The sequence below is a fragment of the Variovorax paradoxus NBRC 15149 genome, assembly GCF_001591365.1.
Taxonomy (GTDB): domain Bacteria; phylum Pseudomonadota; class Gammaproteobacteria; order Burkholderiales; family Burkholderiaceae_C; genus Variovorax; species Variovorax paradoxus.
In genome coordinates this window covers 282,457-308,817 of sequence record NZ_BCUT01000002.1, presented here as the reverse complement: position 1 = coordinate 308,817, position 26,361 = coordinate 282,457, and the positions used below count along the sequence as shown (strand labels likewise).

Below are 26,361 nucleotides of genomic sequence, written 5' to 3'. Positions count from 1 at the left end.
CATTCGAGACCCTTCTCATGACCACGCCTTCTTCACCCTCCGTCCAAGACAACCCGTCCAAGCACCGTTTCGAATTCGAATCGCAAGGCGAGCGCGCGGTCGCGATCTACAGCCTGGCGGGCGACGTCATCACCTTCATCCACACGCTGGTGCCCGAGGCGCTGCAAGGCCAGGGCGTGGCCCGGCAGCTGGTACTCGCGGGCCTGGCTTCCGCGCGCGAACGGGGCCTGCGCGTCATTCCACAATGCCCGGTGTTCGCGGCCTACATGCGCTCGCATCCCGAGACGCACGACCTGCTGGCCGACGAAGGCCGCGCGCTGCTGGGCCTCTGAGCCGCCGGGCCGGAGCTTCTTCAGTGGTGGGGGCCGGGCGCTTCGGCGGCCTCGCCCTCGTGCGTGGCGCGCTGGAGCAGCACGGCGCAGGCCGCCAGCACCGGCGGAACCACGAAGCACCAGACATTCAGCTGGCTGTAGATGAGCGCGGCGGCGGCGCAGCCCGCGGCGAACACCGCGACGCTGGCGGCCATGCGCCGCAGCCGGGCGCGCGCCACGGCGGCTTCTTCCGGCGCCAGGCCGCGCAGCAGGTCGGCGATGTCGATCATCACCTGCGTGGTCGTGCCGGTCATGAGCGTGGTCGGCGGGGCGCTGCCCAGATGCAGCCGGTGCACGGCGTTCTGGATCGCCATGGCCGACACCAGCGACATGCCGGTGAGCATCGCGAGGCCGCTGTCGCTGTCCTTGAACGGGCCGTAGCAGATGGCAAAGGCCGCGCCCGCCGCCAGCAGCAGCGTCTTGAGCACCAGCATCGTGCGCAGCACCGGCAAGCCCAGGGCGGGCAGCCCGTGGCCGAGCCATCGCGCGAGCACCACCACGGCGCAGAACACCGGCAGCGCCACCAGCTTGGTCAGCGCGCCCGAGGTGCCATGCACCAGCGCCGCGCCGATGGTCACGAAGTTGCCCGTGACATGGGCCGTGAACAGGCCCTGCAGCGCCAGGAAGCCGGCAGTGTCCACGAAGCCGCCGTTGAGGCTCATGAGCAGGGGGAGGGAGGGTTTCATGAAGTGACCTTCGCGTGAGGAGGAGGAAAGAGGCGGGAATGCGCGGCCCATGGTGCGTCATTTCGCACGCACCGTCTTGTCGGCTTGGCGGCTGCTTTGCACATTCGTGCGCACCCGGTGCATTCAAGGCGGGCGACTCTTGTTCAAGACACGGGCGAGCCGGCGCGGTACACATCCCGTCGAGACATCCCGCAGCAAGAATTCCAATGACCCACCCCCACAGCCGACCCCCGACCCTGACCACCGCGGGCGGCGCGCCCGTCGCGGACAGCCAGCACTCGATCACCGCGGGCCCGCGCGGGCCGATCCTGCGGCAGGACTACCAGATGAGCGAGAAGCTGGCCTACCTGGCGCGCGAACGCATTCCGGAACGGGTGCTGCATGCCAAGGGCGCGGCCGCCTTCGGCACGCTGCGCATCACGGGCGACGTCTCGCGCCACACGCGCGCACGGGTGCTGCAGCCGGGGCAGTGCACGCCCGTGCTGGTCCGCTTCTCTGGGCTGACGGGCGAGCAGGGCTGCGCGGACGCCGAGCGCGACCTGCGCGGCTTCGCCATCAAGGCGTACACCGAGGAAGGCAACTGGGACCTGGTCGGCAGCCACCTGCCGGTCGCCTGCATCCGCGATCCGCAGAAATTTCCCGACCTGGTGCGGGCGCTGAAGCGGCATCCGGTGCGGCATGTGCGCTCGCCCACGGCGATCTGGGATTTCTGGTCGCTGTCGCCCGAGAGCCTGCACCAGATCGTGATGCTGTTCTCCGACCGCGGCCTGCCGGCGGGCTTTCGCCACATGCACGGCTATGGCGCGCATGCCTTCGGGCTGGTCAACGCGGCCGGCGAGCGGGTCTGGATCAAGTTCCATCTGCGCACGCTGCAGGGCATCCGGTGCCTGACCAACGGGGAAGCCCGCGAGCTGATCGCCGACGACCGCGAAAGCGCGCAGCGCGATCTGTTCGACGCCATTGAACGAGGCGAGCTCCCGCGCTGGTTGCTGCAGGTCCAGCTGATGAGCGAGGCAGAGGCAGCGCAGCTGCCGTTCAACCCGTTCGACGCGACCAAGGTCTGGCCGCAGCGGGAGTTTCCACTCGTCGACGTCGGCGTCCTCGAGCTCGACACGAACCCCGACAACTACTTCGCACAGGTCGAGCAAGCCACCTTCAATCCCGCCAACATCGTGCCCGGCATCTGCTTCTCGCCCGACAAGCTGCTGCAGGGGCGGCTGCTGGCCTATGCCGACGCGCAGCGCTACCGCGTGGGGACGCACCACGAGGCCCTGCCGGTGAACCGGCCCCGGTCGCCGGTGCACACCTATCACGCCGACGGCGCGATGCGCCTGGACGTTCCCGCCCGCACCGATGCCTACTACGAGCCGAACTCGTTCGGAGGACCACGCCCTGACCGCACGCTGGCCGAGCCGCCGCTGCCCCTGGAAGGCGATGCCACGCGCTTCGATGACCGCCAAGGGCTTGGAGACCATGCACAGGCGGCGGCCCTGTACCGCAGCATGGACGAGGGCCAGAGACAGCGGCTGTTCGAGAACATCGCCAGCTCGATGGCGGGTGTGCCCGAGCTGATCCAGCGGCGCCAGGTCGCGCACTTCCGGCTCGTCGACGCCTCGCTGGGCGAGGGCGTGGCCGGCCGGCTCGGTCTCTAGCGCGGCTGAGGGCGATCCCTAGTTTTCAACCCGCATCCTGCGCCGCCAGATGCCTGGCGGGACCCCGGAATGCCGGGAGAAAACGCGGGTGAAGTGGCTTTGATCGGCAAAGCCGCAGGCCGCGGCAATCTCGGCGAGCGAGGTATCGACGTCCATGAGAAGTGCGCGCGCGTGCTCCAGCCGCTGCGCAATCAGCCATTGATGGGGGGTGTGGCCGGTGGTCTCGCGAAAGGCATGAATGAAATAGCTGCGTGAAAGCCCGCACGCGTCGGCGATCTCGGTGATGGAAATGCGGCCGTCGATCCTGTTGCGCAGCATCTCCTTGGCGCGTGCCTCGTGCGAGCGCGAGAGGATCCGATTCGTTCTCGGCTCGGTCGTGGCTGCGCCGCCGTAGGTTTCGACGAGATAGCTCGTCATGGCAACGCTCAGCTGTTCGACGAACAGCATGCTTGCGCGTGCGGGGTCCTCGAGTGCCGGCGCCAGGGCCTCTGCGAGATTGAGCAGCACCTCGTCCCGCACGCCGGCCACATGGGCGAGGCTGCCGACGCGCTTGCCCGGTTTTTCCTCGATGGCCCGTTCGAGGCTGGCCTGCGATATCTCGAGCAGCACGAAGTCGAAAGGACGCTGGATGTCGGCACGATAACGTTCGGCGAAACCGCGAATGTAGATCGATCCCCTGTCGAAATCGTGGCACGAGGCATGCCGCCCGGCCACGATGCGCCGGCTGTGGCCATCGCGCATCGAGATGCCGAGCAGCACGCCGCGAGCGCTGGGCTCCGTCTCCACCTGGTGAAGTTGATGCGTATCCATCGTCTTGCGAAGGATTGCGACGCCGTTCGCACAGAGGCCCTGATCCCGTTGAAGGTGGCCGGACATGCACCCCAGCGTGTCTTTGGGGACACGACCGAGGCGCTGTGACGGAGAAGCTTCCTGTACCGACGGGGACATATGCCTGCTTTGTGCGAAATTATTCATGCCGTGCGGCAGGCCCGGGTGGGCCTTCAGGGTCGCGTTCTTGAATGGGGAAACCGCTGCGAGGACGCCGCAAAGCGGCCGATGCTACTCCTCGATTGTCCCGCCCGCAGATGGACCGCTCGCCGATCCCGGGGCCGCCTGCGCCAGGTGGCCGCCCACCGTCGAGAGCAGGCTGCGCAGCCAGCGATGCGCGCCCTGGTGCTGTGAGCGCTCGTGCCACAGCTGGTAGAAGCGCATGCGCGGAAATCCTTCGGGGGCCGCCACGCTCACCACCGGCAGGCTGCGCGTGAACTGCTCGGCAAAGTGGCGCGCGGTGGTGAACACGAGGTCGCTCTCGGCCACCAGGTAGGGCGCCATGGCGTAGTAGGGCACGAAGACGCGCGCATCGCGGGTTTGCCGCAGCCCGGCCAGGTGGCTGTCGACCACCGCGCGATGCGACTTGGCAAACGGCGTGGGCACCACGTGGGCGGCTGCCAGGTAGCGCTGCAGCGTCATCGCGCCTGGTGCGGCCAGCGGGTTGCCCGGACTCATCATGCAGACCAGCTCGTCCTCGATCAGCAGCGACAGGTGCATGCGCTCGGGCGGCAGCGGCCAGTTGCCGATCACGATGTCGAGCTCGCCCTGCGCCAGTGCGCGCTCGTAGTCGTAGCCGGGCGTCAGCGGATGGATCAGCAGGCGCGCCTGCGGCGCCTCGGCGCGAAAGCGCGCCACCACCTCGGCCATGAAGCTGGCGGCCAGGTAGTCCGGCGTGGCGATGGTGAAGGTCATGGTGCTGGCACCGGGCTCGAAGCGCTCCGGCCCGGCCAGCATGCGATCGATCTCGCCCAGCACCTCGCGTGCGCTCTCGCGCAACTGCAGCGCCCGCGCGGTGGGCACCATGCCGCCGCGCTCGCGCACCAGGATCGGATCGCCGAAGGCGTCGCGCAGGCGCCGCAGCGCTGCGCTGATGGCCGGCTGCGTCTGGTTCATGCGTACCGCGGCGCGCGAGACGCTGCGCTCAGCCACCAGTGCCGCCAGCACGCGCAGCAGGTGGATGTCGACAAGGTCCTGGCTTCTCGTCATTTGTCTTCTAGGGGTTCGACCGGATGGCGCGCCTTGCTGGGGCACGACCTATCGCGCTGGTTTATGCCGCACATTCCGCGCACCGTGCGCGCGCCGGGGCCATTGTGCCTACAGTGGCCCCGCAGGCGGCGTTCCCTTTTGGCGGAGCGGTCCGCAACGCCCCACATCCAGGACCGAGGAGATACGCATGACATCCACCGCAGCGGCAGCACCCGTTCGGCTTTCCGCCGCCCCGTCCGAACTGGACGGGGTCTACCGCAAGATCATCTGGCGGCTCATCCCCTTCCTGATGCTGCTGTGGGTGCTGGCCTGGATCGACCGGGTCAACATCGGGTTCATCAAGCTGACCATGCTCGACGAGCTCCAATGGAACGAGGCGATGTACGGCCTGGGCGCGGGCATCTTCTTCCTGGGCTACTTCTTCTTCGAGGTGCCCAGCAACCTGCTCCTGCAGCGCATCGGGGCCAAGAAGACCATCATGCGCATCACGATCGGCTGGGGCCTGACCTCGATCGCCACGATGTTCGTGAAGACGCCGGAGATGTTCTATTTCCTGCGCTTCGTGCTGGGGGTGTTCGAGGCCGGCTTCTACCCCGGAATCATCCTCTACCTGACCTACTGGTTCCCCAATGACCGGCGCGCCAAGGCCTTCGGCATGTTCATGTCGGCCTCGGCCTTCGCTGGCGTGATCGGCGGCCCGATGGCCGGCACCATCATGACCGGCATGCATGGCCTGAACGGCTGGTCGGGCTGGCAGTGGGTGCTGCTGCTGGAGGGCATTCCCTCGGTCGTCGCGGGCTTCGTCACCTATTTCTACCTGACCGACCGGCCCGAGCAGGCCCATTGGCTCACGGCACGCGAGCGCCAGCTGGTGCATGAAGACCTGGAGCGCGACGGCCGCTCGCTGGGCCAGCGCGAACACGGCATGCTGGCCTCGCTCAGGAGCGGGCGCATCTGGCTCCTGATCCTGATCTTCTTCTGCATCATCGCCGCCAATTCCTCGCTGACCTTCTACGGCCCCACGCTGGTCAAGGAAGTGGGTTTCACCAGCCCGGTGGCGGTGGGCTGGATCATGGCCGTGGCCTACCTGTGCGGCGCCGCCGGCATGATCTGGAACGGCTTCCACTCCGACAAGCAGCAGGAATCGCGCTGGCACTGCGGCCTGGCCGCTGCACTGGGCGCGGTGTCGCTGCTGGGTGTCGCGCTCTTCCTGGGGCACAGCGCGCTGGCGGTGCTGGTGGGCCTCACCTTGGCCATTGTCGGCACCATGAGCGCCATCCCGGTGTTCTGGCAGATGCCCAACCGCTTCCTGGCCGGCACCGCGGCGGCCGGCGGCGTGGCGCTGATCAACTCCATCGCCAACCTGGCCGGCTTCGGCGCACCCTGGATGCTGGGCCTGATCAAGACCTCCACGGGCAGCCTCTCGTCAGGCCTCTACGTGGTGGCGGCAATCGAGATCTGCGCCACCTTGCTGATCCTGGCTTGCGTGCCCGCCTACCGCAAGCAGCCGGCCGCCGCAGCAGCCGCCCCCGCACGTTGAGAACCAACCGATGACCCTCACCGCCACCCGCCTGAACCTGGCCGCGCTCAACGACATGGACCGCGACGCTTTCGTCGCCGCCGTCGGCCCGGCCTTCGAGAACGCCCCCTGGATCGCGCAGGCCGCCTGGACGCGCAGGCCCTTCGCCAGCATCGATGCGCTGCATGGCGCCATGCTCGACGTGGTTCGCCAAGCGCCCCAGGAGCACCGCCTCGCCTTCCTGCGCGGCCACCCGGAACTGGCCGGCCGCGAGGCCCGGGCCGGCACCATGACGGCCGAGTCCGTCGGCGAGCAGCGCAGCGCAGGCCTCGACGCGCTCAGCCGCGAAGAGCTGGGCGAGATGCAGCGCCTGAACCGCAGCTACCGCGAGCGCCATGGCTTTCCTTTCATCATCGCCGTGCGCCGCAATACCAAGGAGCAGATATTCGAGGCGCTGCGCATGCGTGCGGCGGCGAGCACAGAGGCCGAGCACCGTGCCGCGCTCGAGCAGATCGGCTTCATCACCCGCGGGCGCATCGACGCCCTGGTGGACGGCTGAGGCCTTGTCGCCAGCCCCCCTTCACAACGACAGGAGACAACCATGGCGAATCAAGTCGTATCCCATCCCGCGCGCAGGCAGTTCGCGCTCTCGGGCCTGGCCCTGGGCGCGGCGACGATCGCGTCGCGCGGGGCGCTGGCGCAACAGCCGAATGCCGCGCCGGCCGGCCCTGCCCGGGCCAGCGGTCCCATCGTGCTGCACGGCGTGAGCCCGCGCCTGACGGTGCACGCGCTGGACACCTTCCACGGCGCGGCCGCCACCGGCCTGCGCATCGACTTCTCCCGCCTGGAAGGTGGCAGCTACAAGCTGCTGCGCAGTACCGTCATGAACGCCAACGGCCGCTCCGACGATCCGCTGCTGATCGGCGAGAGCTACCAGGCGGGCGACTACGAGCTGCTGCTGCACGTGGACGACTACTTTGCCGGCAGGAAGGCCGTGCTGCCCATGCCGCCTTTCCTGACGAAGCTGCCGGTGCGCATCCGCGTCGCCAACGTTGCCGAGCGCATCCACCTGCCGATCCAGTTCGGCCCCTGGAGCTACACCTATTCGCGCGGAAGCTGAGCGCATCGCATTCACGACAGAGGACACGACATGACCGGCATCTCGACGCATGTGCTCGACATCACCAACGGCCGGCCCCTGGCGGGCCTGCAGGTGGAGCTCTACGACATGGCGACCCATCCGCCCACGCGGCTGAACAGCACCCGCACCAACGCCGACGGCCGCACCGATGCGCCCGTGCTCGCCGCCAAGGATGCGCGCACCGGCCACTTCGAACTGCGCTTCCACGTCGGCGATCGCTTCAAGGCCGCCGACGGGCTCTCGGACGTGGTGCCCGTGCGCTTTTCCATCTTCGACGCCGCGCAGCACTACCACGTGCCGATGCTGTGCGCACCCTGGTTCTTTTCAATGTATCGCGGCAGCTGATCGCCGCAGGAGTTCCGACCGATGTCTCAGCCCGATCCCAACGCAGAAAAATACATGCTTGACGCCATCCGCCTGGCCATGCGGAACGTGCGCGAGCGCAGGACCTGGCCCTTCGGTGCCGTGCTGGTGCGCGAAGGCAAGGTGCTGGCCCGGGCCGTCAACGAGGTCGACGCCCTGTGCGACCCCACGGCCCACGCCGAGATGCAGGCCGTGCGCATGGCGGCCAAGGCGCAGGGCGGCACGGACCTGTCGGGCAGCGTCGTGTACGCCAGCGGCTACCCGTGTCCCATGTGCCTGACGGCCATGTTCCTGGCCGGCGTGAAGGAGGTCTGCTACGCCTACTCCAACGAGGACGGCGAACCGCACGACCTCTCGGCCGAACGCGGCTACCTGGAGATCGCGCGGCCGATCGAGCTGCGCGAGATGCCCGTGCGATCGCTGCCCGTGCGCGACGAAGGCGAGGACCTGTACGACGCCTGGTCACGCGCGACGCGCTGACATGCTCGCGGCCGCCAAGGCCGAGGCGTTCCCGGGCTCGAGACTCGAGGCCGTGGGAGCTACCATCGCGTCGTCGTTCAAACGGCCGCTTCAAGGAGAGGTCCATGCGTTCCATCGCGAAAGTCACGAGCCAGCTCTTCAAGGTTCCCCTCGCTGAAGTCCTGACGGACGCCAAGCACGGCGCGCACACCCATTTCGAACTGGTGACTGCAACGGTGGTGCTTTCGGATGGCAGCCGGGGCACGGGCTACACCTACACCGGCGGCAAGGGAGGACATGCGATCAAAGCCATGATCGACCACGACCTGGCGCCCGCGATGATCGGCATGGACGCGGCGGATGTCGAAGGCATCCACGATTTCAGCCAGTGGCATGTGCACTATGTCGGCCGCGGCGGCATCGCGTCGTTTGCGATCTCCGCGATCGACATCGCGCTCTGGGACCTCCGCGGCAAGGCCGCAGGCCAGCCGCTCTGGCAACTGGCGGGCGGCGCTGCGGACACCTGCAATGCCTACTGCGGGGGCATCGACCTGGCGTTTCCGCTCGAGAAGCTGCTGGACAACGTGCGCGGCTATCTCGCCAAGGGTGCCGGCGGCGTCAAGATCAAGATCGGCCGCCCGAACCTCGACGAAGACATCGAGCGCATCCGGGCGGTGCGGCAACTGATCGGCGACGGCATGGCCTTGATGGTGGATGCCAACTACGCGATGAACGTGGACCAGGCCATCGCTGCGGCCGAGCGCATCAAGCCCTTCGGTGTCCTGTGGTTCGAGGAGCCGACCATTCCGGACGACTACCGGGGCTATGCGCGCATCGCGGCCGCGACCGGCGTTCCGTTGGCAATGGGCGAGAACCTGCACACGATCCATGAATTCGATCATGCGTTCGAGCAGGCGCGGCTCTCCTTCATCCAGCCGGACGCCTCGAACTGCGGCGGCATCACGGGTTGGCTGAAGGTGGCCGAGCGCTCGCGCCGCCACGGGATCCCGGTGTGCTCGCATGGCATGCAGGAGTTGCATGTGAGCTTGCTGGCGGCGCAGCCGAACGCAGGCTGGCTGGAGATCCACAGTTTTCCGATCGACGAGTACACGATGCGGCCGCTGGTCCTTGAAAACCATCGCGCCGTGGCACCGGACGAGCCGGGCGTCGGGGTGGACTTCGACTGGGCGAAACTTGCGCCGTACCTGGTTGATCCGTCCCGGGGCTCTTCGTGAAAACTGCGGCGAGGCCGCGTACCAGCGCCACCCTCAGCTGCGGTACGGACGAATGTGATCCAGTTCGGATTCGATGACCCCGCGCACGACTTCCTTGAAGGCTGACACAAGCCGGGAATGAGGCGCATCGGGCGCGAGCAGGAGCGCAAGGCGCACGGTGATGGCAGGCTTGAAGGGCCGCACCTCGAAATCGAGATTGCGCTGCTCATCGAGCGCCGCCAGCGGATTGATCACGCTCACGCCCAGGCCCGCAGCGACCAGCGAGCAGACGGAGGCGCCCAGGTCGGACTCCAGCACCGTCCGGGTCTTGACGCCTGCGGCGGCCAATACCTGGTCGATGCGTTCCCTCGGGCCGCTGCCCAGCGGGAACGAGATGAAGGCTTCGCCGTCCAGGTCCGAGGCACGAACCTGCCTGGCCCGCGCCAGGCGATGTTCCCTGGGAAGCAGCGCGACGCAATCCATGCCCAGCAGCGTTTCGACACACATGCCGGGCGGATCATCGCCATACAGGATGGCGAGGCCCAGGTCGCACAGGCCCGAGCTCACCCAGGTGTCGACGGTCGCGGCCGCGCCGGAGTGGATCGTGACGAGCGTCTCGGTGTGCTCGCGCTTGAACCGGACGACCGCCTGGCTGAGGACGCCTCCGGCAATTCGCGCCATGGCGGCCACCGCCAGGCGGTCGCCGCCGAACGTCCGGATGTTCGATGCCGCGGACTCCAGGCCCTGCAGTCCGGCGAATGCCTTCTCGACTTCCTGGAAGAAGCGTTTGCCTTCGAGCGAAGGCGCCAGGCGCGTGCCGCTGCGTTCGAAAAGCGCAAACCCGATGATCGCTTCCAGCTGCGAAACAAGGCGGCTCACCTGGGGCTGCGAGGTGTGAAGCCGCCGCGAGGCTTCGGTCATCGACCCCGTCTGCACGACCACCCGGAAGGCCTCGATGTGCTTCAAGGTCATGCGTCGGCTGCTCATATCAATATTGTATGGTGCGCTGTTGAGTACGCATTTGCAGTATTGGTCGCCCAAAAGAATACTTGCGTCCATGCCTGACAGAACCCTGCACTTTGCCGACGCCGGACTGCCGCGCAGTCCATGCGCGGCTGGCGCCGTGGTGGACCTGCGCAGCGACACCGTGACGCTGCCGACCCCGTCGATGTACGCCCGCATGCAAACAGCCGCGCTGGGAGACGACGGCCTGGACGGCGACCCGACCGTGCGCGCGCTCGAGGCACTGGCGGCCAGCATGCTGGGCAAGGAATCTGCTCTGTATGTACCGACCGCCACGATGGGCAACCTCCTGGCCGTGCTGTCGCAGGCGGAGCGCCGGTCGCAGGTCGTGCTCGAGGAGTTCGCACACATGTTCGTTTCCGAGCGCGGCGGCGCCGTGTTCAGCGGCGTGACCTATACCGGCATTCCGGGCGTGGCTGGCGCAATGGACCTGGAGAGCCTGGCGCTGGTGCTGAAGTCGTCCGGCGAATTGCGCACGGATCTGGTCTGCATGGAAACGACGCACGGCAACGCGGGAGGAGCGGTGCTGCCGCTGGACCACATGCAGGCGGTCTGGAAGGCATCCAGCGAGGCCGGAGTGCGCGTCCACCTCGATGGCGCCCGGCTCTTCAATGCCGCCGTGGCGCTGAACGTCGATCCAGCCGCGATCGCGTGCTGCGCCGACACGGTGACCCTCTGCCTTTCCAAGGGCCTGAGCGCGCCTGCAGGTGCGGTGCTCGCCGGCCCGTCCGCCACCATGGCCAGCGCCAGACGGCTGCGCAAGATGCTCGGGGGCACGCAGCGCCAGATCGGCGTGGTTGCCGCCGCGGGACTGGACGCCCTGGAAACCATGCCCGGCCGGCTCGCGCAAGACCATGCTTTGGCGTCGTGCCTGAGCGAGGCATTGCGCGCCGTGTTGCCCGGCTCCGTCGGTATCAGCACGCCGCCCACCAACATCGTCTTCGTCGACGTGCCCGAGGCCGCAGCCGACAGTCTCGCCTGGGCGGAGGCACTCAAGGAATGCGATGTCCTGGTCCGCCCGTGGGGTCCGCGCCGGATCCGGCTCGTGACGCACCGCCATATCGACGCGGCCTGCGTGGATGCCGCCGCCACCGGATTCCGGCGTGCCGCGCAATCGCTGCTTGCCTGAATGCGTTCTCGCAAGGACGCGCCTCCCTTCGAACACATCGCGTACTACCAGGAGCCTTGACCATGCCTTCCATCGGCCGCCGGGACTTTGTCGCCTCTGCCTTCCTGATGGCCGCCGGCCTGGGGAGCGGCCGCGCATTTGCCAGCGGCTTTCCCAGCCGGCCCATCCGCCTGATCGTGCCGTACGGGCCCGGAGGCGGTTCCGATTTTGTCGCGCGCCTGATTGCCCAGAAACTGACCGAAACGGCGGGGTGGAATGTCGTCGTGGACAACAAGGCCGGGGCCTCGGGGCTGATCGGCACCGATGCCGCGGCCAAGAGCGCCGCGGACGGCTACACCTTGTTCCTTGCGGACGCCGCGCACGCCACCAATGCCGCGGTACAGCCCAAATTGCCCTTTGATCCGATCAAGGATTTCTCGCCGCTCACGCTCGTGGGCTCTTCGCCGCAACTGCTGGTGGCGCATCCGTCGCTTCCGGCCAACTCCCTGCGCGAACTGATCGCGCTGCCGCGTGCCCGAGTGCGCGAATACGGCGTCGGAACACCAGGGCAGGGGTCCGCGCCCCACCTGCTGTGCGAGACGCTCAAGCGCAAGACGGGCATGGAGCTGGTGCACGTGCCCTACAAGGGCGGCAGCGCCGCCTTGACCGATGCCGTCGGCGGGCAGGTTGCCATGGTGATCAATTCCGTGCCGGCTTGCATGCCGCACATCGAAGCGAAGAGGCTCAAGGTTCTTGCCATTGCCAGCGCGACGCGGCATCCGAAATTGCCGGACGTGCAGACCTTCTCCGAAAGCGTGCCGGGCATGGTGGGAGGCGCCTGGTATGGCGTGATGGCACCTGCCGGGGTGCCCGCGGATCTGCTGCAGCAGCTGAACGCGGCCGTCGACAAGGTGCTGGAACTGCCGGAAGTCAAGGCCCGGCTGGAAAGCTCGTTCGTGGATTCCATGCCCCGCGGGCCGCAGGCGTTCTCCAAGTACCTGAGCGAAGAAATCGCGCGCTGGAAATCGGTCGTGAAAGAGACGGGGGTCACGGTCAACAGCTGAGGCTCTTCGGGTGTTGCTTTGCTGCCCAAGGCGGCGGCAAGTGCATGGTGCTGTCAGCTTGCTGACATGCCAGCCTGCAGGTTCGGGGCCTGTGTTAGCACTTGACCTTAACTAAATTCGGTACTAGATCTACTCTTCAGGCACTCGAAGATCGCCATGCCGACCATCTCCAACATCAAGTCGATCTCATACCTGAAAAGCCATGCCGCTCAAATCTCCGAGGATCTGGAGATGAACGGCACGCCCTTCTTCATCACCCAGAATGGCGAGGCCTGCATGGTGATTGAAAGCGTCAAGCAGTTTCAGGAAAAAGAATCGCTGATCGCCGCCTTGAAGATCATTGCCTTGGGTGAGAAAGAGCGCATGAAGGGCAAAGGTATTTCCGCTGCCGAATCCCGTGCGCAACTGGCCGCAGCTCGCCAACGCCGCAAGTAGTGGCTATCTTCATTCTTCGCGATACCCAGGAGGACACTTTCGTCTATGCCGTTGCGGGACATCGGCAAGACTATCCAACGCTCTTGATGAAGCGCCTTCTGAGGATTTGAAGGGAATGGATTCGAGCTGCCTCCCGCGCAGCGATCATCAACAAGCCATGGCGATCACTGGCCTCTCGACTCCGAACTGGTCGCCGATAAAGAACCAGCTGGTCACCGGCCCTCTGCATGCGCATCACGACAAGGCCAAGCGCGACTTGCTGGAGCGCAGGGCAAATCGAGGCCTGTAGACTTCGCCGCCATGTTTCGTCTGCGGTTGTCGTTCGCCTTTGCGGTTCTTGTTGCACTGGTGTGCTGCCAGGCCGCCTTTGTCTACTGGGGCTCCAATCGCGTCAACGAATACGCCGCACACAGCCGGCTGACGAGCGACATTCTTTCCGAGCTCCTCGAGATTTCAGCCAACAAGCAAAGGCTGCGCGTGTGGGCCTCGCAGCGGCTCATGAATGCGGAGGCGACCTCGGCGGTGCGGGACCAGCTGCTCGAGCGGATGCGGACCGGCGCTGCGCGGCTGGACGCCATGTCCCGCCTGCACCTGGACTCGTGGCGGAAGCTGTCCTCGCGGGAGGACATCGCCGTGCCGCAAGAGGTTCTCCAGCTGGTCGAGATCAGCAAGCTGCTGGACGGCAACATCCTCGAGGTGCAGGCGCAGCTTCAGGACTTGCAGCCGCTGTCGCCCGGCGCGGAATTCCCGAATGTCTGGCGGCAGGTGGCGCAGGTCTTCGACATGACCCAGGGCCGCGACCTTCGCGAGCTGCTCAACGGTGCCATCGAAGGACAGCGCAAGGCGGTTCCCATTGCCCGTGCCGCAACCGAGCGGGGCCTGGACCGGCTGCGGCAGCAGGCGATTGCGATGGCGATCATCGCCCTTGTCGCAGCGGTGCTGTGGGCGCTGCATCTGCGCGGTCGCCTCAAGCGCCCCCTGGAGCTGCTGCTGCAAGGCACGCGGGCCCTGCAGTCCGGTTCGCTCGAGCACCGCATCGACCTTGCATCGGGCGACGAATTCGAAGTGGTGGCGCGCCATTTCAACCAGATGGCCGCGGAACTTCAGCAGCATCGCCAGCAGGCCGACGAAGCCCGCCGGCGCCTGGAAGACGCGGTCCAGGACCGGACGCGGGAATTGCAGTCGGCGCACGACACGCTCCAGCTCCTGGACCATCGGCGGCGGCAGCTCTTCGTCGACCTCAGCCATGAGCTGCGGACACCGGCGACGGCGATTCGCGGAGAGGCGGAGATCACGCTTCGCGGCGGCGACAAGCCGGCCGAGGAGTACCGCCATGCCCTGAAACGCATCGTCGGCACCGTTCAGCAGTTGACCAAGGTGATTGGCGATCTGCTCCTGATCGCGCGGGCCGAAGCCGACCAGCTGGTGATCCAGCCGTCCCCCTTGGATCTCTCGATGCTGCTGAGCGAGGTCGTGGAACAGGGCGAGGCCCTGGCGGCGCTGCATGGGGCCGCGCTGACCTGCGAGCCCGTGGTGGAAACGGTCATGGTTCGCGCAGACGGCGACCGGCTGCGCCAGGCGGTGATGATCGTCTTGGACAACGCCATCCGCTATTCCCGTCCAGACGGCAAGGTGCGTCTGGGCTGCCACGTTGCCGCAGACGAAGTCGCCATCGTGGTCCGCGACCACGGCATCGGCATCGGCGAAGACGAGTTGCCCCGGGTGTTCGAGCGCTTCGTCCGCGGCCAGCGGGCACGCGCGCACCGGGCGGATGGCAGCGGCATCGGCCTTTCCATCGCGCAGGCCATCGTCAAGGCTCATCGCGGGCACATCGAGATCCAGAGCTGGCCCGAGGAAGGGACTGAAGTTCGCATCGTTCTTGCACGCCTGCCGATCCACGAATTCGAGGCCAGTGCCCTGCAGCCATGAACAGAAGCATCCTGATTGTCGAAGACGATCCCCGTGTCGCCGATTTCCTGGTCCGCGGGCTGAAGGCGGAAGGCTTTGCGGTGACGCATGCCCGCACCGGTCCGCAGGGGCTGGAGCTGGCGCGCCGCGGAGACCTCGCGCTTTTGATCCTCGATCTGATGCTGCCGGGCATCAACGGCCTGGAGCTGTGCCAGACCTTCCGCGCCGAGGGCGGCCAGACGCCGGTGCTGATGCTGACCGCCATGAGCACGACCGAAGACAAGGTGAACGGCCTGCGCCTCGGCGCCGACGACTACCTGACCAAGCCCTTCGACTTCGAGGAACTGCTCGCGCGCATCGAGGCGCTGCTGCGCCGCGGCCGGGACCTCAGGCCGCGGGTCACGACCTTGCGGGTGGCCAACCTGGTGCTGGACCGCGAACGCATGCGCGTGGAGCGCGCGGGGCAGCCGATCACGCTGACGGCCAAGGAACTGGCATTTCTCGAGCTGCTCATGAGCGCACCCGGGCGGGTGTACAGCCGCGAACGCATCCTGGCCAATGTCTGGGGCACGCACGAGGATCCGCTCACCAATATCGTGGATGTCTACGTGCGGCGACTTCGCATGAAGATCGACGGCGACCACGCGGTGCAGCTGCTGCAGACCGTGCGCGGCCTCGGATACCGCATCAGCGAGACGGCGGGCTAGCCAGGCCGTTCATTCGGCGTTCATCTTGTGTTCGACACACGTTCATCGCCGCCGCGATGGATGTTCATTCGCCCCTCGAACAATGAGTCCTGTGTTTAACCACTTGCATGAATGGACTCTTCGATGATCCCGCGTTTTTCCAAGCTTCTTCCCGCTGCCGCTGTGTTGGCGCTTTGCATGTCGACCTCCGTGTTGGCACAGACGGCCGCGAGCGCAAGTTGTGTTCCCGCCAGCGAACGCCAGATCGAGGCACTGTTCGATCGCTGGAATGCCTCCCTCGCCACGCAGGATCCCGACAAGGTGGTGGCCAACTACGCTCCTGACGGCGTGCTGCTGGCCACGGTGTCGAACCAGCCGCGCACCAGTCCGGCCGAAATCCGCGACTACTTCGTCAAGTTCCTCAAGGGGGCGCCGCAAGGCAAGATCGATTCGCGCACGATCCGGGTCGGCTGCAATGTCGCGCAGGACATCGGCACCTACACCTTCAAGTTCAAGGACGGCAAGGCGGTGCACGCCCGCTACACCTATGTGTACGAATGGCTCAACGGCCAGTGGCTGATTGCGCACCATCACTCGTCGGCAATGCCCGAGAGCATTGCGGCGAAGTAAAAAGGGGGGCGCCCACGGTGGGGCGCGCGTCGTCGCTGCCGTGCTAAGCAGGCGCCGCGCCCTGGGTCGCCGTATAGACGGCATACAACGACTGGCTGGCCGCCATGAACAGGCGGTTGCGCTTGGGACCACCGAAGCAGATGTTGCCGCAGACCTCCGGCAGCCGGATGCGACCGATCAGCCGGCCTTGCGGCGTCCATACCGTGACGCCGTTGTAGCCCACGCTGCGGCCGGCGTTGCTGGAGCACCAGAGGTTGCCGTCGACGTCGGCACGCACGCCGTCGGGGCCGCACTTCACGCCATCGATCGTGAAGTTGCCAAAGAGCTTGCCGTTGTGGAGCTTGTTGTCGGTACCGACGTCGAACACGTACATGTCGCCCTTGCCGCCGGCGACGGTGTCGCCCGGCCCCTGCCCGGTGCTGACGACATAGAGCTTCTTGAAGTCGGGCGAGAAGCACAGGCCGTTCGGGTCCGGCACCAGGTCTTCGCCGGCGACCTGCGTGAGCGTTCCGCTCTTGTCGAGGCGGTAGACCGCAGTCGGCAGTTCGCGCTTGTAGAAGCCGATCTCCGGCGGCTGCCCGAGCCTGGGGTTCAGCCGGCCGGCCTTGTTCGCGGGTCCGCCCGCGGCATCGACCGTGCCCTCGTAGAGCTGGGCGCCGTAGGGCGGGTCGGTGAACCAGTAGCTGCCGTCGGGATGCGGGACGACGTCGTTGGGCGAATTGAGCCGCTTGCCGTTGAAGCTCGACGCGAGGACGGTCACCGAGCCGTCGAGCTCGTAGCGCACCACGCGCCGCGTCAGATGCTCGCAGGACAGCTGCCTTCCCTGGTGGTCGAAGGAGTTGCCGTTGCTGTTGTTGGACGGCGAGCGGAAAACGCTGACGTGGCCGTCGTCCTCGCTCCATCGCAGTTGGCAATTGTTCGGGATGTCGCTCCAGACCAGAAAGCGGCCGACCGAATTCCATGCCGGTCCTTCGGACCACAACGCGCCGGTCCACAGCCGCTGGATCGAGGCGTTGGGCTGGCGCAGGCCATCGAACACCGGATCGACGGTGAGCACGTCGGGATCGGTGAAGTAGGTGGTGGGAGCCCCGCGCGCACTGAAGTCGCGCGGCGGCTGGGTGATGGTGCTCGGCGGCGCCGCCGGTCCGCCCGCGGCGGCCTGTGCATGCGCCCATCGTGGCAGGACGATGGAGGCGCCTACCGCGGCGCCCACGCCGCGAAGAAGCCGGCGGCGTAGTACCGAACTATTCACTACGAAATCGATTTTTTCCTGTGCCACAACCCACTCCATGAAACCGATGGAAGAAGCGTTGGAGAACGCGAGTTCGCAAAGCCGGTCGCATGCTACGCGCTTCTCTGGCGCCGTACTAGATTGCGTCACTGCAGGCGGTGCTGGTCGTCCGAACTGCGCGTTGAGCAGCGTCTTGAATCGACTAGCGGAGCAATTTCCGTCCAGGACTTGACCCACATGCAGGTCCTTGTCGACTTGCCAGAGTTGAGGCCCAGAGGCACTTTCAGAGGCGGGCGAGTTCCGCCACGGCGGCGGCGAAAGCCTGGGGCGCCTCCTGGGGCAGGTTGTGCCCGATCCCGCCGCTGACCACGCGATGTTCGTACCTGCCCGAGAACTTCCCGGCGTAGGCGCTCGCCTCAGGATGCGGTGCACCGTTGGCATCGCCTTCGAAAGTGATCGTGGGGACGGTGATGACCGGGGCCTTGGCGAGCCGGTTCTCCAGGTCGTCGTACTTCGATTCGCCTTCGGCCAGGCCGAGCCGCCAGCGGTAGTTGTGGATCACGACGGCGACATGGTCCGGGTTCTCCAGGGCAGCAGCGCTGCGGTCGAAGGTGGCATCGTCGAAGGCCCATCTGGGAGAAGCGATCTGCCAGATCAGTTTCGAGAAGTCGTGCCGGTTCTTCTCGTAGCCGGCACGGCCGCGCTCGGTGGCGAAGTAGTACTGGTACCACCACTGCAGTTCGGCTTTCGGTGGCAAAGGAGCCTTGCCCGACTCCCTGTTGCCGATCAGATAACCGCTGACGGAGACAAGGGCCTTGACGCGCTCCGGCCACAAGGCTGCGAGGATGCAGGCCGTCCGAGCGCCCCAATCGCAGCCGCCGACAGTGGCCTGCTGGATCTTCAGCGCATCCATCAACGCAATGATGTCAACGGCCAGCACCGCCTGTTGACCGTTGCGAGGCGTCTCGCTGGAAATGAATTGCGTCGTGCCATAGCCGCGCACATACGGGACGATGACTCTGTACCCCTGCGAGGCCAGGATCGGCGCAACCTCGGCATAGGTATGGATGTCGTAGGGCCAGCCATGCAAAAGCAGGATCGGTGCGCCGTTCGCAGGCCCCAGTTCCGCATAGCCGATGTTCAGCACGCCGGCCTCGATGCTCTTGAGTGGCTCGAGGCGCTTGAGCGGCCTCGACGCGGCGCGCGTCTGTGCGAAAGCTGGAACGCCTGCCGCGAACTGGGAGGTAACGACACCGATGGCCGCTTTCTCCAGAAATGAGCGGCGGGGCAATTTGTTTGGATCGGACATCGGGAAATCCTGGTGGGTGAAGAAGGGTTCTCCCCTGGATCGGGAGTGCGGTGTTGCGCAAGCTCAACGCGTGCGGCGGTCCGCGCGCACCAGTTCGAGCACCGCGTCCGCAAACGCCCCTGGCGCCTCTTGCGGCAGGTTGTGTCCCGCCCCCGGTATCACGCGGTGTGTGCGTGGCCCGGTGAACTTCGCCGCCTGGGCCGAACCGTCGGTCGGGCCATGGGCGCTGTCGTCGGAGCCGTCCAGTGTCACCGTCCGCACCGGTATCGCGGGCAGCGATGCAAGCCTGCGATCGATCTCGGCATAGGCGGGGTCTCCCTTGACTGCGCCGAATCGGTGGCGGAACGAATGGATGGAGACATCGACGTGGTCGGGGTTGTCGAACGATCCGGCGGTGCGCGCAAAGGTCGCGTCGTCGAAGCGCCAGGTCGGGGACCACTGCTTCCAGAAGAACCGGTTCATCTCGCGGCGGTACTTTGTGTAGCCGGCGCGCCCTCTCTCGGTCTGGAAGTAGAACTGCCACCAGAGCGGAATCTCGCTTTCGGGCAGCGCCGGAACCAATGCCGCGGACGGTTCCGTGAAGGCATAGCCGTTGCCCGACACCAAGCCCGCGCAGCGCTCGGGCCAGAGGGCGGCCACGGCGCTGGCCGCCTTGCCGCCCCAGTCGTATCCCGCCAGCACCGCACGCGGCAACGCCAATGCATCGAGCAGCGCCAGCAGGTCCGCGCCGAATGCCGCGAATTCGCCCGAACGCAGCGTGCCTGCATTCAGGAAGCGCGTGGGGCCGAAGCCGCGCAGATAGGGAACGATCACGCGGCAACCCGCGGACGCGAGGAGGGGGGCGACCTCCGCGTACGCCTCGATGTCATACGGGAAACCGTGAAGCAGCACCACCGCGGGGCCGTCTGCCGGGCCTGCTTCGCAGTAGGCGATGTTCAGGACGCCGGCATCGACGTTCTTCAAGCGGCCCAGTGCGAGGGCGGGGAATCCGATGCCCTTCGCGAATGCCACGCTGCCGCCCAGCGCCAGGCCCAGTCCAGCGATGCCCGCACCCGCCACCGCGCCGCGCAGCAGTCCGCGCCGCACGAAGTCCATGCGGTCGTCCATGCGGGTCGGGGTTACTGAATCCGTCATCTGAATCTTTCCGTGCGTGTGTGAGGATCTTGATAGCCGCTTCGATCGTAGGTTTGAGCAGGGAGGGCTACTAGCCACGTGCGGGGCTGCACCGTGTTGAGCGACGGACATCAATCGGTTCGATGGCGTGATCCGAGCCGCTGGTCGCGACCGCAAGACAGCCTTGGCCGGTATGTACTTTCCAGCGCCAAGGTTTGTCGTGCGCAGGACTGCCGACAGCGCAGCGATGCCCTAACATCGCCTCCCGCCGCCGATCCAGCAAGCCCTCGAGTACAAGAACCATGAAGAAGCTCATCGCCGCCGCCATCACACTCGCCACGGCGTTCGTCACGTCGCTCGCGGCACATGGGCAGGATGCCCCGCTGGATCCCGACACGGGCCTGCCGTTGTCGCCGCCTTTCGATTTCCCCGAGCGGGGACCGGCCGCACCATTCTGGGCGAAGCGCCTCACCGGTTACTTCAAGACATCCGACGGAATCAGGCTGCGCTACAGCGTGCTCCTGCCGAAGGCATCGGGCAGGTTCCCCGTCATCTTGAGCATCAACGGGTACGACGCCGGCTCGATCGGAGGAACGCCCTATCTCCAGTACAAGACATCGATGTCCATCGAACTCGACAGGCGGCTTGTCGACGCCGGCTATGCGGTGATGGGCGTCAACGCCGCGGGCAGCGGATGCTCCGCAGGCCCGCTGGAGTACACGCGGCCACAGCTCGGAAGACACGGCGCCGAGGCCGTCGAGTTCGCGGCGTCGCAAGCGTGGTCCAACGCCAAGGTCGGCATGGTCAACTGGTCGTACGGTGGTTCTTCCCAACTGGCGACGGCGCAGCACCGGCCGCCGCACCTTCGGGCCATCGTGCCCGGCATGGTGTTGACGGACTTCCGCGACGCCTTGATGCCCGGCGGCGTGCCGGCGCCCGGCTTCATCACGCCGCTGCGCGGCTCCATGCGCGCCTACTGGGAGAAGGTGGTCGCGCAGACGGCAAGGGAAGAGGGCGATGCCGCCTGCCTGGCGCAGATCCCGAAGAACCTCGCGGCCGAAGACACGAACTCCGTGATGCACCTGTTCCTGTCGCATCCCTTGCGGGACGAGCGCATGAAGAGCTTCGACCTGGCGCCGCATGCCGACCGCGTGCAGGTTCCCGTGCTGTCGCTCGAAGCGTTCCAGGACCAGGCCATCACGCCGCGCAGCGGCTACTACCAGTCCCGGCTCGATCCCGCCAGGCTGTGGTCGGTGCAGACCAACGGCCGGCACGACATGTACCTGGCCGCGGATTTCCAGGCGATGGCCGTGCGTTTTCTCGACCGCTTCGTCAAGGGAGAGAACAACGGATTCGAGCGTGACACACCACGCACCACCGTATGGATGGAAAGCTCCGAAGCAGGCGGCAACGCACTGGAGCGGCGCGTTTCCGCCAGGGCCCGCTGGGTGGTGCAAAGAGGCTCGATCCGCAGCGATGACCTGGCCGTCAAGGCGTTCCACCTGGGTGCGGGCCAGACCCTCGCCGATGCCCCTGGCTCCGGCGCTGCCGATAGCTTCGACTACCCGGGCGCCGGTGTGGCCGTCAACGACATTGCGGGAAGGAGCTTCTGGGGCCCGCTGCCTGGCGACTGGAAGACCACGGGCGTGGCCTACACATCGCCGCCATTGGATGAGGACATGATGGTCTACGGACCGGGCAGCGCCGACCTCTGGGTCACGGCCGGCGCCGGCGACGCCGACCTGCAGGTCACCGTCACGGAACTCCGGCCGGACGGGCAGGAGATCTATGTCCAGCGCGGCTGGCTGCGCTTGTCGAACCGCGCCCTGGACACGGCGCGCTCGACCCCGCTGTTGCCCGTTCGGCTCGAACGGCCGGAGCAGCCGATGCCGCTGCTGCCGGGCCGGCCGGTCCTCGCCCGCGTCGAGATCCACAAGATGGGCCACTACTTTCGCGCCGGCTCGCGGCTGCGGATCTGGATCGACACGCCCGCACAGACCGGTGGCCTGGTGTTCGACACCTTCACGCAGAAGCAGCGCGTCCATGTGCTGCACAACGCCAGGTACGACTCCGTGGTGCGGCTCGGCGTGCTGAAGGACGTGAAGGGACCTGCAGGCTATCCGGCGTGCGGCGAGACGATCCTGCAGCCGTGCCGGCCGGACCCGCTGGCCATTCGCTGAGCACGGACAGATGTCCATGCCCTACAACCCGGCGCTCGACGGCGTTCGCGCGCTGTCCATCCTCGCGGTCGTGCTGTTTCACTGCGAAGTCCCCGGTGCGCGCGGCGGCTTTATCGGGCTGGACGTTTTTTTCGTTCTTTCCGGCTATCTCATCACTTCGCTGCTGACGGCGGAATACCGTCATGGCGGCATCGAGATCGGCCGCTTCTATGCGCGCCGGGCGTTGCGCTTGTATCCGACGCTGCTGCTCATGGTTGCGGTCTACGTGGGGCTGGCCCCCATCCTCTGGCCGGCGGACGATCGCTGGCTGTCCGCCGTGCTCGCCGCACTCTACGTCTACGACTATGCGCTGGCCTTCCGGGAGCTGGCCTACACCATCGGCCACACATGGTCCCTCGGCGTGGAAGAAAAGTTCTACCTGCTGTGGCCTCTCGTGCTGCCGCTCTTTCTGCGAACGCGGCGTCCGGTCGGATGGCTGGTGTCGGCATTTTTGGCAGTGACTGCATGGCGGTATTTCGTGGCCATGAACTGGACCTGGCAGCAGGCGTATTTCCGTTTCGACACGCGAATGAGCGGCATCCTGCTCGGGGCCATTGCGGCACTGGCCCATTTCAAGGTGTCGAAGCACGCGCTCGCCATGGCTTGCATGGCGCTGCTGGTCCTGATCGCCCTGCCTTCGCTGCCGACGAGCGACCAGGTCCAGGCGGTCACGCTGCGCATCACATCGGCGGAGTTGTCGGCCTTCGTGCTGATCTGCTTTGCCGCAGAACATGGGCGAGCGGCATTCCTCGCGTCGCGGCCCATGGCCTACATCGGCAGGCTGTCCTATGGCATCTATCTCTGGCACTTCCCCTTGGCTTTGCTGCTGCGCAGTACGCAGCCGTTGTGGATCACGCTGAGCGCGACCCTTGCGTTCTCGTTCACGATGGCGGCGATCTGCCTGCATCTGGTGGACACGCCTCTGAAGAGATGGCGCCAGAAGGCATGGCCCTTCAGGCCAGCGCCATGCCACCGTCGACCTTCAGGTTGACGCCCGTGACGAACACGCTGTCGTCGCTCGCCAGGAACAGCGCCGCTTGCGCCAGGTCATTCGGCTGGCCCAGGCGACCCAACGGGATCGCTGCCGCCATGCGCTGGTCGAAATCAGGCCGTGCGGATTCCGTGATGCCCAGCTTTGCGAGGATCGGCGTGTCGACCGGGCCGGGGCTCAGCACGTTGACCCGGATGCGGCGGTCCTTGAGCTCGAGTGCCCAGTTGCGTGCAAAGGCCTCGATGGCGGCCTTGCTGCCGGCGTAGACCGCGTGGTTGTCCATCACCTTGCTGCCGGCGATCGAGCTCGTGAGGATGATCGAGCCGCCGTCGCGCATGAACGGCAGTGCCTTGGTCACGCCGAAGAACACCGCGCGTGTATTGGTGGCGAACTGCGCGTCGTAGTTGTCCACGGTCACGGCAGAGGACGGCTCGAGAATCGCCGTTCCCGCATTCGCCACATAGATGTCGATGGCGCCGAACCGTGCCTTCACCGCGGCGAGCAGGCGGTCGTGCATTGCAAGGTCGGCCACGTCGCCGACGAAGCCCATCGCGTCCGGACCGATGCGCGCCAATGCCGTGTCCACGGCGTCCTGGCGGCGTCCTACGACGACGACGCGGGCGCCTTCCGCCGCGAAAGCCTGGGCGCACGCCAGGCCGATGCCGCTGTTGCCTCCGGTGATCACCGCCACTTTGCCAGAGAGCTTTTGCATGATGCTTTTCCTTGTTCAACGAAGAGAGTAGCCTTCAATCTAGGTTGTTCACCTGCACTTCAGTAGTGGGCAAGAATGAAAACACTTGTGCCCCGGAGTCTTCAATGAATGTTCTCGACCAGGCGCCCGGATTGGTGGCCTTTGCCAGCGCCGTGGAGGCCGGCTCGTTCAGTGCGGCCGCGCGGACGCTGGGGACGTCGCCCTCGGCGGTCTCCAAGAGTGTGGCGCGGCTGGAGCAGCGCTTCGGCGTGCGGCTCTTCCAGCGCTCCACGCGGATGCTGTCGCTCACGCAGGAGGGCGCTGCGTACTACGAGCGCATCGCGCCGCTGCTGCGCGCGCTCGACCAGGCCGGCGACGCGATGCGGCCCGCCGGCATTGCGCAGGGCGTGCTGCGCATCACGGCGCCCGGAGACCTCGGGCGCATCCTGCTGGAGCCGGTGATCGGCAGGTTCCTGCCCAGGCACCCGGAGCTGAAGCTCGAGATGAGCCTTGCCGACCGCCATGTCGACCTGATCCGCGAGGGCTACGACATCGCCATTCGCGCGGGGCAGGTGGCCGACTCCGACCTCACGGCGCGGCGCCTTGCCGACCTGCCGCTCGTGCTGGTGGCGTCGCCCGTGTATCTGGCGCGCCGCGGCACGCCCGATTCGATCGAGGCCCTGCACAGCCACGCGCACGTGCGCTACATGCTGGGCGGCAAGGCGTTTCCGATCCGCTTTGCCGATGGCAGCGTGTTGAACCCGGCCGGCGTATTCGACACGGACAACAGCGTCGCGCTGCGCATCGCGGCACTTGGCGACCTGGGCATCGTGCAGATCCTGCGCCTGTTCGTGCAGGACGACATCGACGCCGGCCGGCTGGTGCCCGTGCTGCCGTCGCAGCCGTTGCCGCTCGTGACCGTCTCGGCCCTGCATGCCTTCGGGCGCCAGGCGCCGGCGCGTGCGCGGCTTTTCATCGAGTTCCTTGCGGCGGAACTCGAAGGGTTGTCCTGAGGCAGGGGCGCCTTAGAGACCCAGCGCCCTTGCCACGCCCGCCCCATAGGCCGCATCGGCCTTGGCGCAGTTGCCGATGTGGCGGCGCTTGATGAACCCGGGCGCATCGCCCATGGCGCGCGCCGTGTTGTCGAACAGCACCTGCTGCTGCGCCGGCGTCATCAGGCGGAACAGGTCGCCGGGCTGCTTGTAGTAGTCGGCATCGTCCTCGCGGAAATTCCAGAAGTCCGCATCGCCGCGCAGCTTGAGCGGCGGCTCGCGGTAGCCGGGCTGCTCCTGCCACTGGCCGAAGCTGTTGGGCTCGTAGTGCGGCGCGGCGCCGTAGTTGCCGTCCACCCGGATCGCGCCGTCGCGGTGGTTGCTGTGCACCGGGCAGCGCGCGGCGTTCACCGGGATCTGGTGGTGGTTCACGCCCAGGCGGTAGCGCTGCGCATCCGAATAGGCGAAGAGGCGCGCCTGCAGCATCTTGTCGGGCGACACGCCGATGCCGGGCACCAGGTTGCTGGGCGCGAACGCGCTCTGCTCCACGTCGGCGAAGAAGTTCGCGGGATTGCGGTTCAGCTCCATCACGCCCACCTCGATCAGCGGGTAGTCCTTCTTGGGCCAGACCTTGGTCAGGTCGAAGGGGTGGTAGGGCACCTTCTCTGCATCGGCTTCGGGCATCACCTGCACGGAGAGCGTCCACCTGGGGAAGTCGCCGCCCTCGATGGCTTCGAACAGGTCGCGCTGGTGGCTCTCGCGGTCGCCGCCGACCAGGGCCGCGGCCTCGGCATCGGTGAGGTTCTTGATGCCCTGCTGCGTCCGGAAGTGGAACTTGACCCAGAAGCGCTCGTCCTGCGCATTGACGAAGCTGTAGGTGTGCGAGCCGAAGCCGTGCATGTGGCGGTAGCTGGCCGGGATGCCGCGGTCGCTCATCACGATGGTGACCTGGTGCAGCGCCTCGGGCAGCAGCGTCCAGAAGTCCCAGTTGTTGGTGGCGCTGCGCAGGTTGGTGCGGGGGTCGCGCTTGACGGCCTTGTTCAGGTCCGGAAACTTGCGCGGGTCGCGCAGGAAGAACACGGGCGTGTTGTTGCCCACCAGGTCCCAGTTGCCTTCTTCCGTATAGAACTTGAGCGCGAAGCCGCGGATGTCGCGTTCGGCATCGGCCGCGCCGCGCTCGCCGGCCACCGTGGTGAAGCGCGCGAACATCTCGGTCTTCTTGCCCACGGCGCTGAAGAGCTTGGCGCGGGTGTACTGCGTGATGTCGTGCGTGACGGTGAAGCTGCCGAAGGCGCCGGAGCCCTTGGCGTGCATGCGGCGCTCCGGGATGACCTCGCGGTTGAAGTTGGCGAGCTTTTCGAGCAGCCACACGTCCTGCATCAGCAGCGGGCCGCGCGCGCCGGCCGTGAGGCTGTTCTGGTTGTCGGGCACGGGGGCGCCGAAGGCGGTGGTCAGGGAGGTTTTGCGCGGGGTGTCGGATGAATCGCTCATGGAGGGGCTTTCTCAACGCAGGGAAGGG

The 26,361-nt window shown here is 66.7% G+C and carries 26 protein-coding genes; 17 read left to right on the top strand and 9 right to left on the bottom strand.

Annotated elements, in window-relative coordinates; translation table 11 throughout:
- Window positions 1-17: 17 nt before the first annotated feature.
- Window positions 18-332, top strand: coding sequence for a GNAT family N-acetyltransferase (locus VPA02S_RS16305; protein ID WP_062364795.1), 315 nt, complete (start codon window positions 18-20; stop codon window positions 330-332).
- A gap of 20 nt (window positions 333-352) precedes the next feature.
- Here the strand turns inward: VPA02S_RS16305 and VPA02S_RS16300 are convergent, their stop codons facing one another.
- The gene (locus tag VPA02S_RS16300) at window positions 353-1,057 is read right to left on the bottom strand and encodes a YoaK family protein (RefSeq protein WP_018907124.1); all 705 of its coding nucleotides are present in this window, start codon (window positions 1,055-1,057) and stop codon (window positions 353-355) included.
- 206 nt (window positions 1,058-1,263) lie between these two features.
- On the opposite strand from VPA02S_RS16300, the gene VPA02S_RS16295 reads away from it, so the two are divergent.
- Window positions 1,264-2,709 carry a catalase gene (locus tag VPA02S_RS16295; RefSeq protein WP_028253949.1) on the top strand — a complete coding sequence of 482 codons (1,446 nt, stop codon included), beginning with the start codon at window positions 1,264-1,266 and terminating at the stop codon, window positions 2,707-2,709.
- 18 nt (window positions 2,710-2,727) lie between these two features.
- Here VPA02S_RS16295 and VPA02S_RS16290 read toward each other — a convergent pair whose 3' ends face one another.
- A complete protein-coding gene (locus VPA02S_RS16290; RefSeq protein ID WP_081247560.1) occupies window positions 2,728-3,585 on the bottom strand; it encodes a helix-turn-helix transcriptional regulator in 858 nt (285 codons plus the stop codon).
- 183 nt (window positions 3,586-3,768) lie between these two features.
- The gene (locus VPA02S_RS16285; RefSeq protein WP_015865518.1) at window positions 3,769-4,746 is read right to left on the bottom strand and encodes a LysR substrate-binding domain-containing protein; all 978 of its coding nucleotides are present in this window, start codon (window positions 4,744-4,746) and stop codon (window positions 3,769-3,771) included.
- A 187-nt stretch (window positions 4,747-4,933) separates the two neighbouring features.
- On the opposite strand from VPA02S_RS16285, the gene VPA02S_RS16280 reads away from it, so the two are divergent.
- The 6 genes from VPA02S_RS16280 to VPA02S_RS16255 all read left to right on the top strand — a co-directional run bounded on the left by VPA02S_RS16280 (window position 4,934) and on the right by VPA02S_RS16255 (window position 9,463).
- Window positions 4,934-6,286 carry an MFS transporter gene (locus VPA02S_RS16280; RefSeq protein ID WP_015865517.1) on the top strand — a complete coding sequence of 451 codons (1,353 nt, stop codon included), beginning with the start codon at window positions 4,934-4,936 and terminating at the stop codon, window positions 6,284-6,286.
- Between the two features lie 10 nt (window positions 6,287-6,296).
- Complete coding sequence (gene uraD / locus VPA02S_RS16275) at window positions 6,297-6,824, top strand: 2-oxo-4-hydroxy-4-carboxy-5-ureidoimidazoline decarboxylase (protein ID WP_062364794.1); 528 nt, start codon at window positions 6,297-6,299, stop codon at window positions 6,822-6,824.
- 42 nt (window positions 6,825-6,866) lie between these two features.
- Window positions 6,867-7,385: a hydroxyisourate hydrolase gene (locus VPA02S_RS16270; protein ID WP_062364793.1), complete on the top strand. Its 519-nt coding sequence runs from the start codon at window positions 6,867-6,869 to the stop codon at window positions 7,383-7,385.
- Window positions 7,386-7,415: 30 nt separating this feature from the next.
- The gene (gene uraH, locus VPA02S_RS16265; protein WP_062364792.1) at window positions 7,416-7,751 is read left to right on the top strand and encodes a hydroxyisourate hydrolase; all 336 of its coding nucleotides are present in this window, start codon (window positions 7,416-7,418) and stop codon (window positions 7,749-7,751) included.
- Window positions 7,752-7,772: 21 nt separating this feature from the next.
- Window positions 7,773-8,249: a nucleoside deaminase gene (locus tag VPA02S_RS16260; protein ID WP_015865513.1), complete on the top strand. Its 477-nt coding sequence runs from the start codon at window positions 7,773-7,775 to the stop codon at window positions 8,247-8,249.
- 104 nt (window positions 8,250-8,353) lie between these two features.
- Window positions 8,354-9,463 carry a mandelate racemase/muconate lactonizing enzyme family protein gene (locus tag VPA02S_RS16255; protein WP_015865512.1) on the top strand — a complete coding sequence of 370 codons (1,110 nt, stop codon included), beginning with the start codon at window positions 8,354-8,356 and terminating at the stop codon, window positions 9,461-9,463.
- A 33-nt stretch (window positions 9,464-9,496) separates the two neighbouring features.
- Here the strand turns inward: VPA02S_RS16255 and VPA02S_RS16250 are convergent, their stop codons facing one another.
- Window positions 9,497-10,414, bottom strand: coding sequence for a LysR substrate-binding domain-containing protein (locus tag VPA02S_RS16250; protein ID WP_020610574.1), 918 nt, complete (start codon window positions 10,412-10,414; stop codon window positions 9,497-9,499).
- An 85-nt stretch (window positions 10,415-10,499) separates the two neighbouring features.
- Between VPA02S_RS16250 and VPA02S_RS16245 the strand changes: the two genes are divergently transcribed.
- The 6 genes from VPA02S_RS16245 (at window position 10,500) to VPA02S_RS16220 (ending at window position 16,296) form a co-directional block, all read left to right on the top strand.
- Window positions 10,500-11,594, top strand: a complete 1,095-nt coding sequence (locus VPA02S_RS16245) for a threonine aldolase family protein (RefSeq protein ID WP_028253951.1) — start codon at window positions 10,500-10,502, stop codon at window positions 11,592-11,594.
- A 62-nt stretch (window positions 11,595-11,656) separates the two neighbouring features.
- Window positions 11,657-12,637, top strand: coding sequence for a tripartite tricarboxylate transporter substrate binding protein (locus tag VPA02S_RS16240; RefSeq protein ID WP_062364791.1), 981 nt, complete (start codon window positions 11,657-11,659; stop codon window positions 12,635-12,637).
- A 156-nt stretch (window positions 12,638-12,793) separates the two neighbouring features.
- Window positions 12,794-13,072, top strand: a complete 279-nt coding sequence (locus VPA02S_RS16235) for a type II toxin-antitoxin system Phd/YefM family antitoxin (protein ID WP_015865508.1) — start codon at window positions 12,794-12,796, stop codon at window positions 13,070-13,072.
- 300 nt (window positions 13,073-13,372) lie between these two features.
- The gene (locus VPA02S_RS16230; RefSeq protein ID WP_015865506.1) at window positions 13,373-15,001 is read left to right on the top strand and encodes a sensor histidine kinase; all 1,629 of its coding nucleotides are present in this window, start codon (window positions 13,373-13,375) and stop codon (window positions 14,999-15,001) included.
- The gene (locus VPA02S_RS16225) at window positions 14,998-15,687 is read left to right on the top strand and encodes a response regulator transcription factor (RefSeq protein WP_062364790.1); all 690 of its coding nucleotides are present in this window, start codon (window positions 14,998-15,000) and stop codon (window positions 15,685-15,687) included. The genes VPA02S_RS16230 and VPA02S_RS16225 overlap by 4 nt, the downstream gene beginning before the upstream one ends.
- Before the next feature lie 111 nt (window positions 15,688-15,798).
- Complete coding sequence (locus tag VPA02S_RS16220) at window positions 15,799-16,296, top strand: SgcJ/EcaC family oxidoreductase (RefSeq protein ID WP_018904436.1); 498 nt, start codon at window positions 15,799-15,801, stop codon at window positions 16,294-16,296.
- A 43-nt stretch (window positions 16,297-16,339) separates the two neighbouring features.
- Here VPA02S_RS16220 and VPA02S_RS16215 read toward each other — a convergent pair whose 3' ends face one another.
- The 3 genes from VPA02S_RS16215 to VPA02S_RS16205 all read right to left on the bottom strand — a co-directional run bounded on the left by VPA02S_RS16215 (window position 16,340) and on the right by VPA02S_RS16205 (window position 19,943).
- Window positions 16,340-17,548 (bottom strand): SMP-30/gluconolactonase/LRE family protein, encoded by a 1,209-nt coding sequence (locus VPA02S_RS16215; RefSeq protein WP_370880695.1) that lies wholly within the window; start codon window positions 17,546-17,548, stop codon window positions 16,340-16,342.
- Between the two features lie 262 nt (window positions 17,549-17,810).
- The gene (locus VPA02S_RS16210) at window positions 17,811-18,836 is read right to left on the bottom strand and encodes an alpha/beta fold hydrolase (protein WP_062364789.1); all 1,026 of its coding nucleotides are present in this window, start codon (window positions 18,834-18,836) and stop codon (window positions 17,811-17,813) included.
- 63 nt (window positions 18,837-18,899) lie between these two features.
- Window positions 18,900-19,943 (bottom strand): alpha/beta fold hydrolase, encoded by a 1,044-nt coding sequence (locus VPA02S_RS16205; RefSeq protein ID WP_244883538.1) that lies wholly within the window; start codon window positions 19,941-19,943, stop codon window positions 18,900-18,902.
- 308 nt (window positions 19,944-20,251) lie between these two features.
- On the opposite strand from VPA02S_RS16205, the gene VPA02S_RS16200 reads away from it, so the two are divergent.
- Complete coding sequence (locus VPA02S_RS16200) at window positions 20,252-22,129, top strand: CocE/NonD family hydrolase (protein WP_062364788.1); 1,878 nt, start codon at window positions 20,252-20,254, stop codon at window positions 22,127-22,129.
- A gap of 16 nt (window positions 22,130-22,145) precedes the next feature.
- Entirely contained in the window at window positions 22,146-23,159 is a 1,014-nt protein-coding gene (locus VPA02S_RS16195; protein WP_230537781.1) for an acyltransferase family protein, read from the top strand.
- Here VPA02S_RS16195 and VPA02S_RS16190 read toward each other — a convergent pair.
- Window positions 23,122-23,871: an SDR family NAD(P)-dependent oxidoreductase gene (locus VPA02S_RS16190; RefSeq protein WP_015865498.1), complete on the bottom strand. Its 750-nt coding sequence runs from the start codon at window positions 23,869-23,871 to the stop codon at window positions 23,122-23,124. The two genes, VPA02S_RS16195 and VPA02S_RS16190, sit on opposite strands and share 38 nt — an antisense overlap.
- 104 nt (window positions 23,872-23,975) lie before the next feature.
- On the opposite strand from VPA02S_RS16190, the gene VPA02S_RS16185 reads away from it, so the two are divergent.
- A complete protein-coding gene (locus VPA02S_RS16185) occupies window positions 23,976-24,863 on the top strand; it encodes a LysR family transcriptional regulator (protein ID WP_018904431.1) in 888 nt (295 codons plus the stop codon).
- 12 nt (window positions 24,864-24,875) lie between these two features.
- Here VPA02S_RS16185 and VPA02S_RS16180 read toward each other — a convergent pair whose 3' ends face one another.
- Window positions 24,876-26,333 carry a catalase gene (locus VPA02S_RS16180; protein WP_062364787.1) on the bottom strand — a complete coding sequence of 486 codons (1,458 nt, stop codon included), beginning with the start codon at window positions 26,331-26,333 and terminating at the stop codon, window positions 24,876-24,878.
- Between the last annotated feature and the right edge of the window lie 28 nt (window positions 26,334-26,361).

Bases quoted from the DNA above. Each gene is read 5' to 3' on its own strand.
- VPA02S_RS16305 (WP_062364795.1), top strand. From the start codon at position 18: ATGACCACGCCTTCTTCACCCTCCGTCCAAGACAACCCGTCCAAGCAC.
- VPA02S_RS16220 (WP_018904436.1), top strand. From the start codon at position 15,799: ATGGACTCTTCGATGATCCCGCGTTTTTCCAAGCTTCTTCCCGCTGCC.
- VPA02S_RS16180 (WP_062364787.1), bottom strand. From the start codon at position 26,333: ATGAGCGATTCATCCGACACCCCGCGCAAAACCTCCCTGACCACCGCC.
- VPA02S_RS16300 (WP_018907124.1), bottom strand. From the start codon at position 1,057: ATGAAACCCTCCCTCCCCCTGCTCATGAGCCTCAACGGCGGCTTCGTG.
- VPA02S_RS16225 (WP_062364790.1), top strand. From the start codon at position 14,998: ATGAACAGAAGCATCCTGATTGTCGAAGACGATCCCCGTGTCGCCGAT.
- VPA02S_RS16270 (WP_062364793.1), top strand. From the start codon at position 6,867: ATGGCGAATCAAGTCGTATCCCATCCCGCGCGCAGGCAGTTCGCGCTC.
- VPA02S_RS16245 (WP_028253951.1), top strand. From the start codon at position 10,500: ATGCCTGACAGAACCCTGCACTTTGCCGACGCCGGACTGCCGCGCAGT.
- VPA02S_RS16290 (WP_081247560.1), bottom strand. From the start codon at position 3,585: ATGTCCGGCCACCTTCAACGGGATCAGGGCCTCTGTGCGAACGGCGTC.
- VPA02S_RS16205 (WP_244883538.1), bottom strand. From the start codon at position 19,943: ATGGACGACCGCATGGACTTCGTGCGGCGCGGACTGCTGCGCGGCGCG.
- VPA02S_RS16230 (WP_015865506.1), top strand. From the start codon at position 13,373: ATGTTTCGTCTGCGGTTGTCGTTCGCCTTTGCGGTTCTTGTTGCACTG.
- VPA02S_RS16235 (WP_015865508.1), top strand. From the start codon at position 12,794: ATGCCGACCATCTCCAACATCAAGTCGATCTCATACCTGAAAAGCCAT.
- VPA02S_RS16185 (WP_018904431.1), top strand. From the start codon at position 23,976: ATGAATGTTCTCGACCAGGCGCCCGGATTGGTGGCCTTTGCCAGCGCC.
- VPA02S_RS16210 (WP_062364789.1), bottom strand. From the start codon at position 18,836: ATGTCCGATCCAAACAAATTGCCCCGCCGCTCATTTCTGGAGAAAGCG.
- VPA02S_RS16240 (WP_062364791.1), top strand. From the start codon at position 11,657: ATGCCTTCCATCGGCCGCCGGGACTTTGTCGCCTCTGCCTTCCTGATG.
- uraH (WP_062364792.1), top strand. From the start codon at position 7,416: ATGACCGGCATCTCGACGCATGTGCTCGACATCACCAACGGCCGGCCC.
- VPA02S_RS16250 (WP_020610574.1), bottom strand. From the start codon at position 10,414: ATGACCTTGAAGCACATCGAGGCCTTCCGGGTGGTCGTGCAGACGGGG.
- uraD (WP_062364794.1), top strand. From the start codon at position 6,297: ATGACCCTCACCGCCACCCGCCTGAACCTGGCCGCGCTCAACGACATG.
- VPA02S_RS16295 (WP_028253949.1), top strand. From the start codon at position 1,264: ATGACCCACCCCCACAGCCGACCCCCGACCCTGACCACCGCGGGCGGC.
- VPA02S_RS16195 (WP_230537781.1), top strand. From the start codon at position 22,146: ATGCCCTACAACCCGGCGCTCGACGGCGTTCGCGCGCTGTCCATCCTC.
- VPA02S_RS16190 (WP_015865498.1), bottom strand. From the start codon at position 23,871: ATGCAAAAGCTCTCTGGCAAAGTGGCGGTGATCACCGGAGGCAACAGC.
- VPA02S_RS16255 (WP_015865512.1), top strand. From the start codon at position 8,354: ATGCGTTCCATCGCGAAAGTCACGAGCCAGCTCTTCAAGGTTCCCCTC.
- VPA02S_RS16200 (WP_062364788.1), top strand. From the start codon at position 20,252: ATGAAGAAGCTCATCGCCGCCGCCATCACACTCGCCACGGCGTTCGTC.
- VPA02S_RS16260 (WP_015865513.1), top strand. From the start codon at position 7,773: ATGTCTCAGCCCGATCCCAACGCAGAAAAATACATGCTTGACGCCATC.
- VPA02S_RS16280 (WP_015865517.1), top strand. From the start codon at position 4,934: ATGACATCCACCGCAGCGGCAGCACCCGTTCGGCTTTCCGCCGCCCCG.
- VPA02S_RS16285 (WP_015865518.1), bottom strand. From the start codon at position 4,746: ATGACGAGAAGCCAGGACCTTGTCGACATCCACCTGCTGCGCGTGCTG.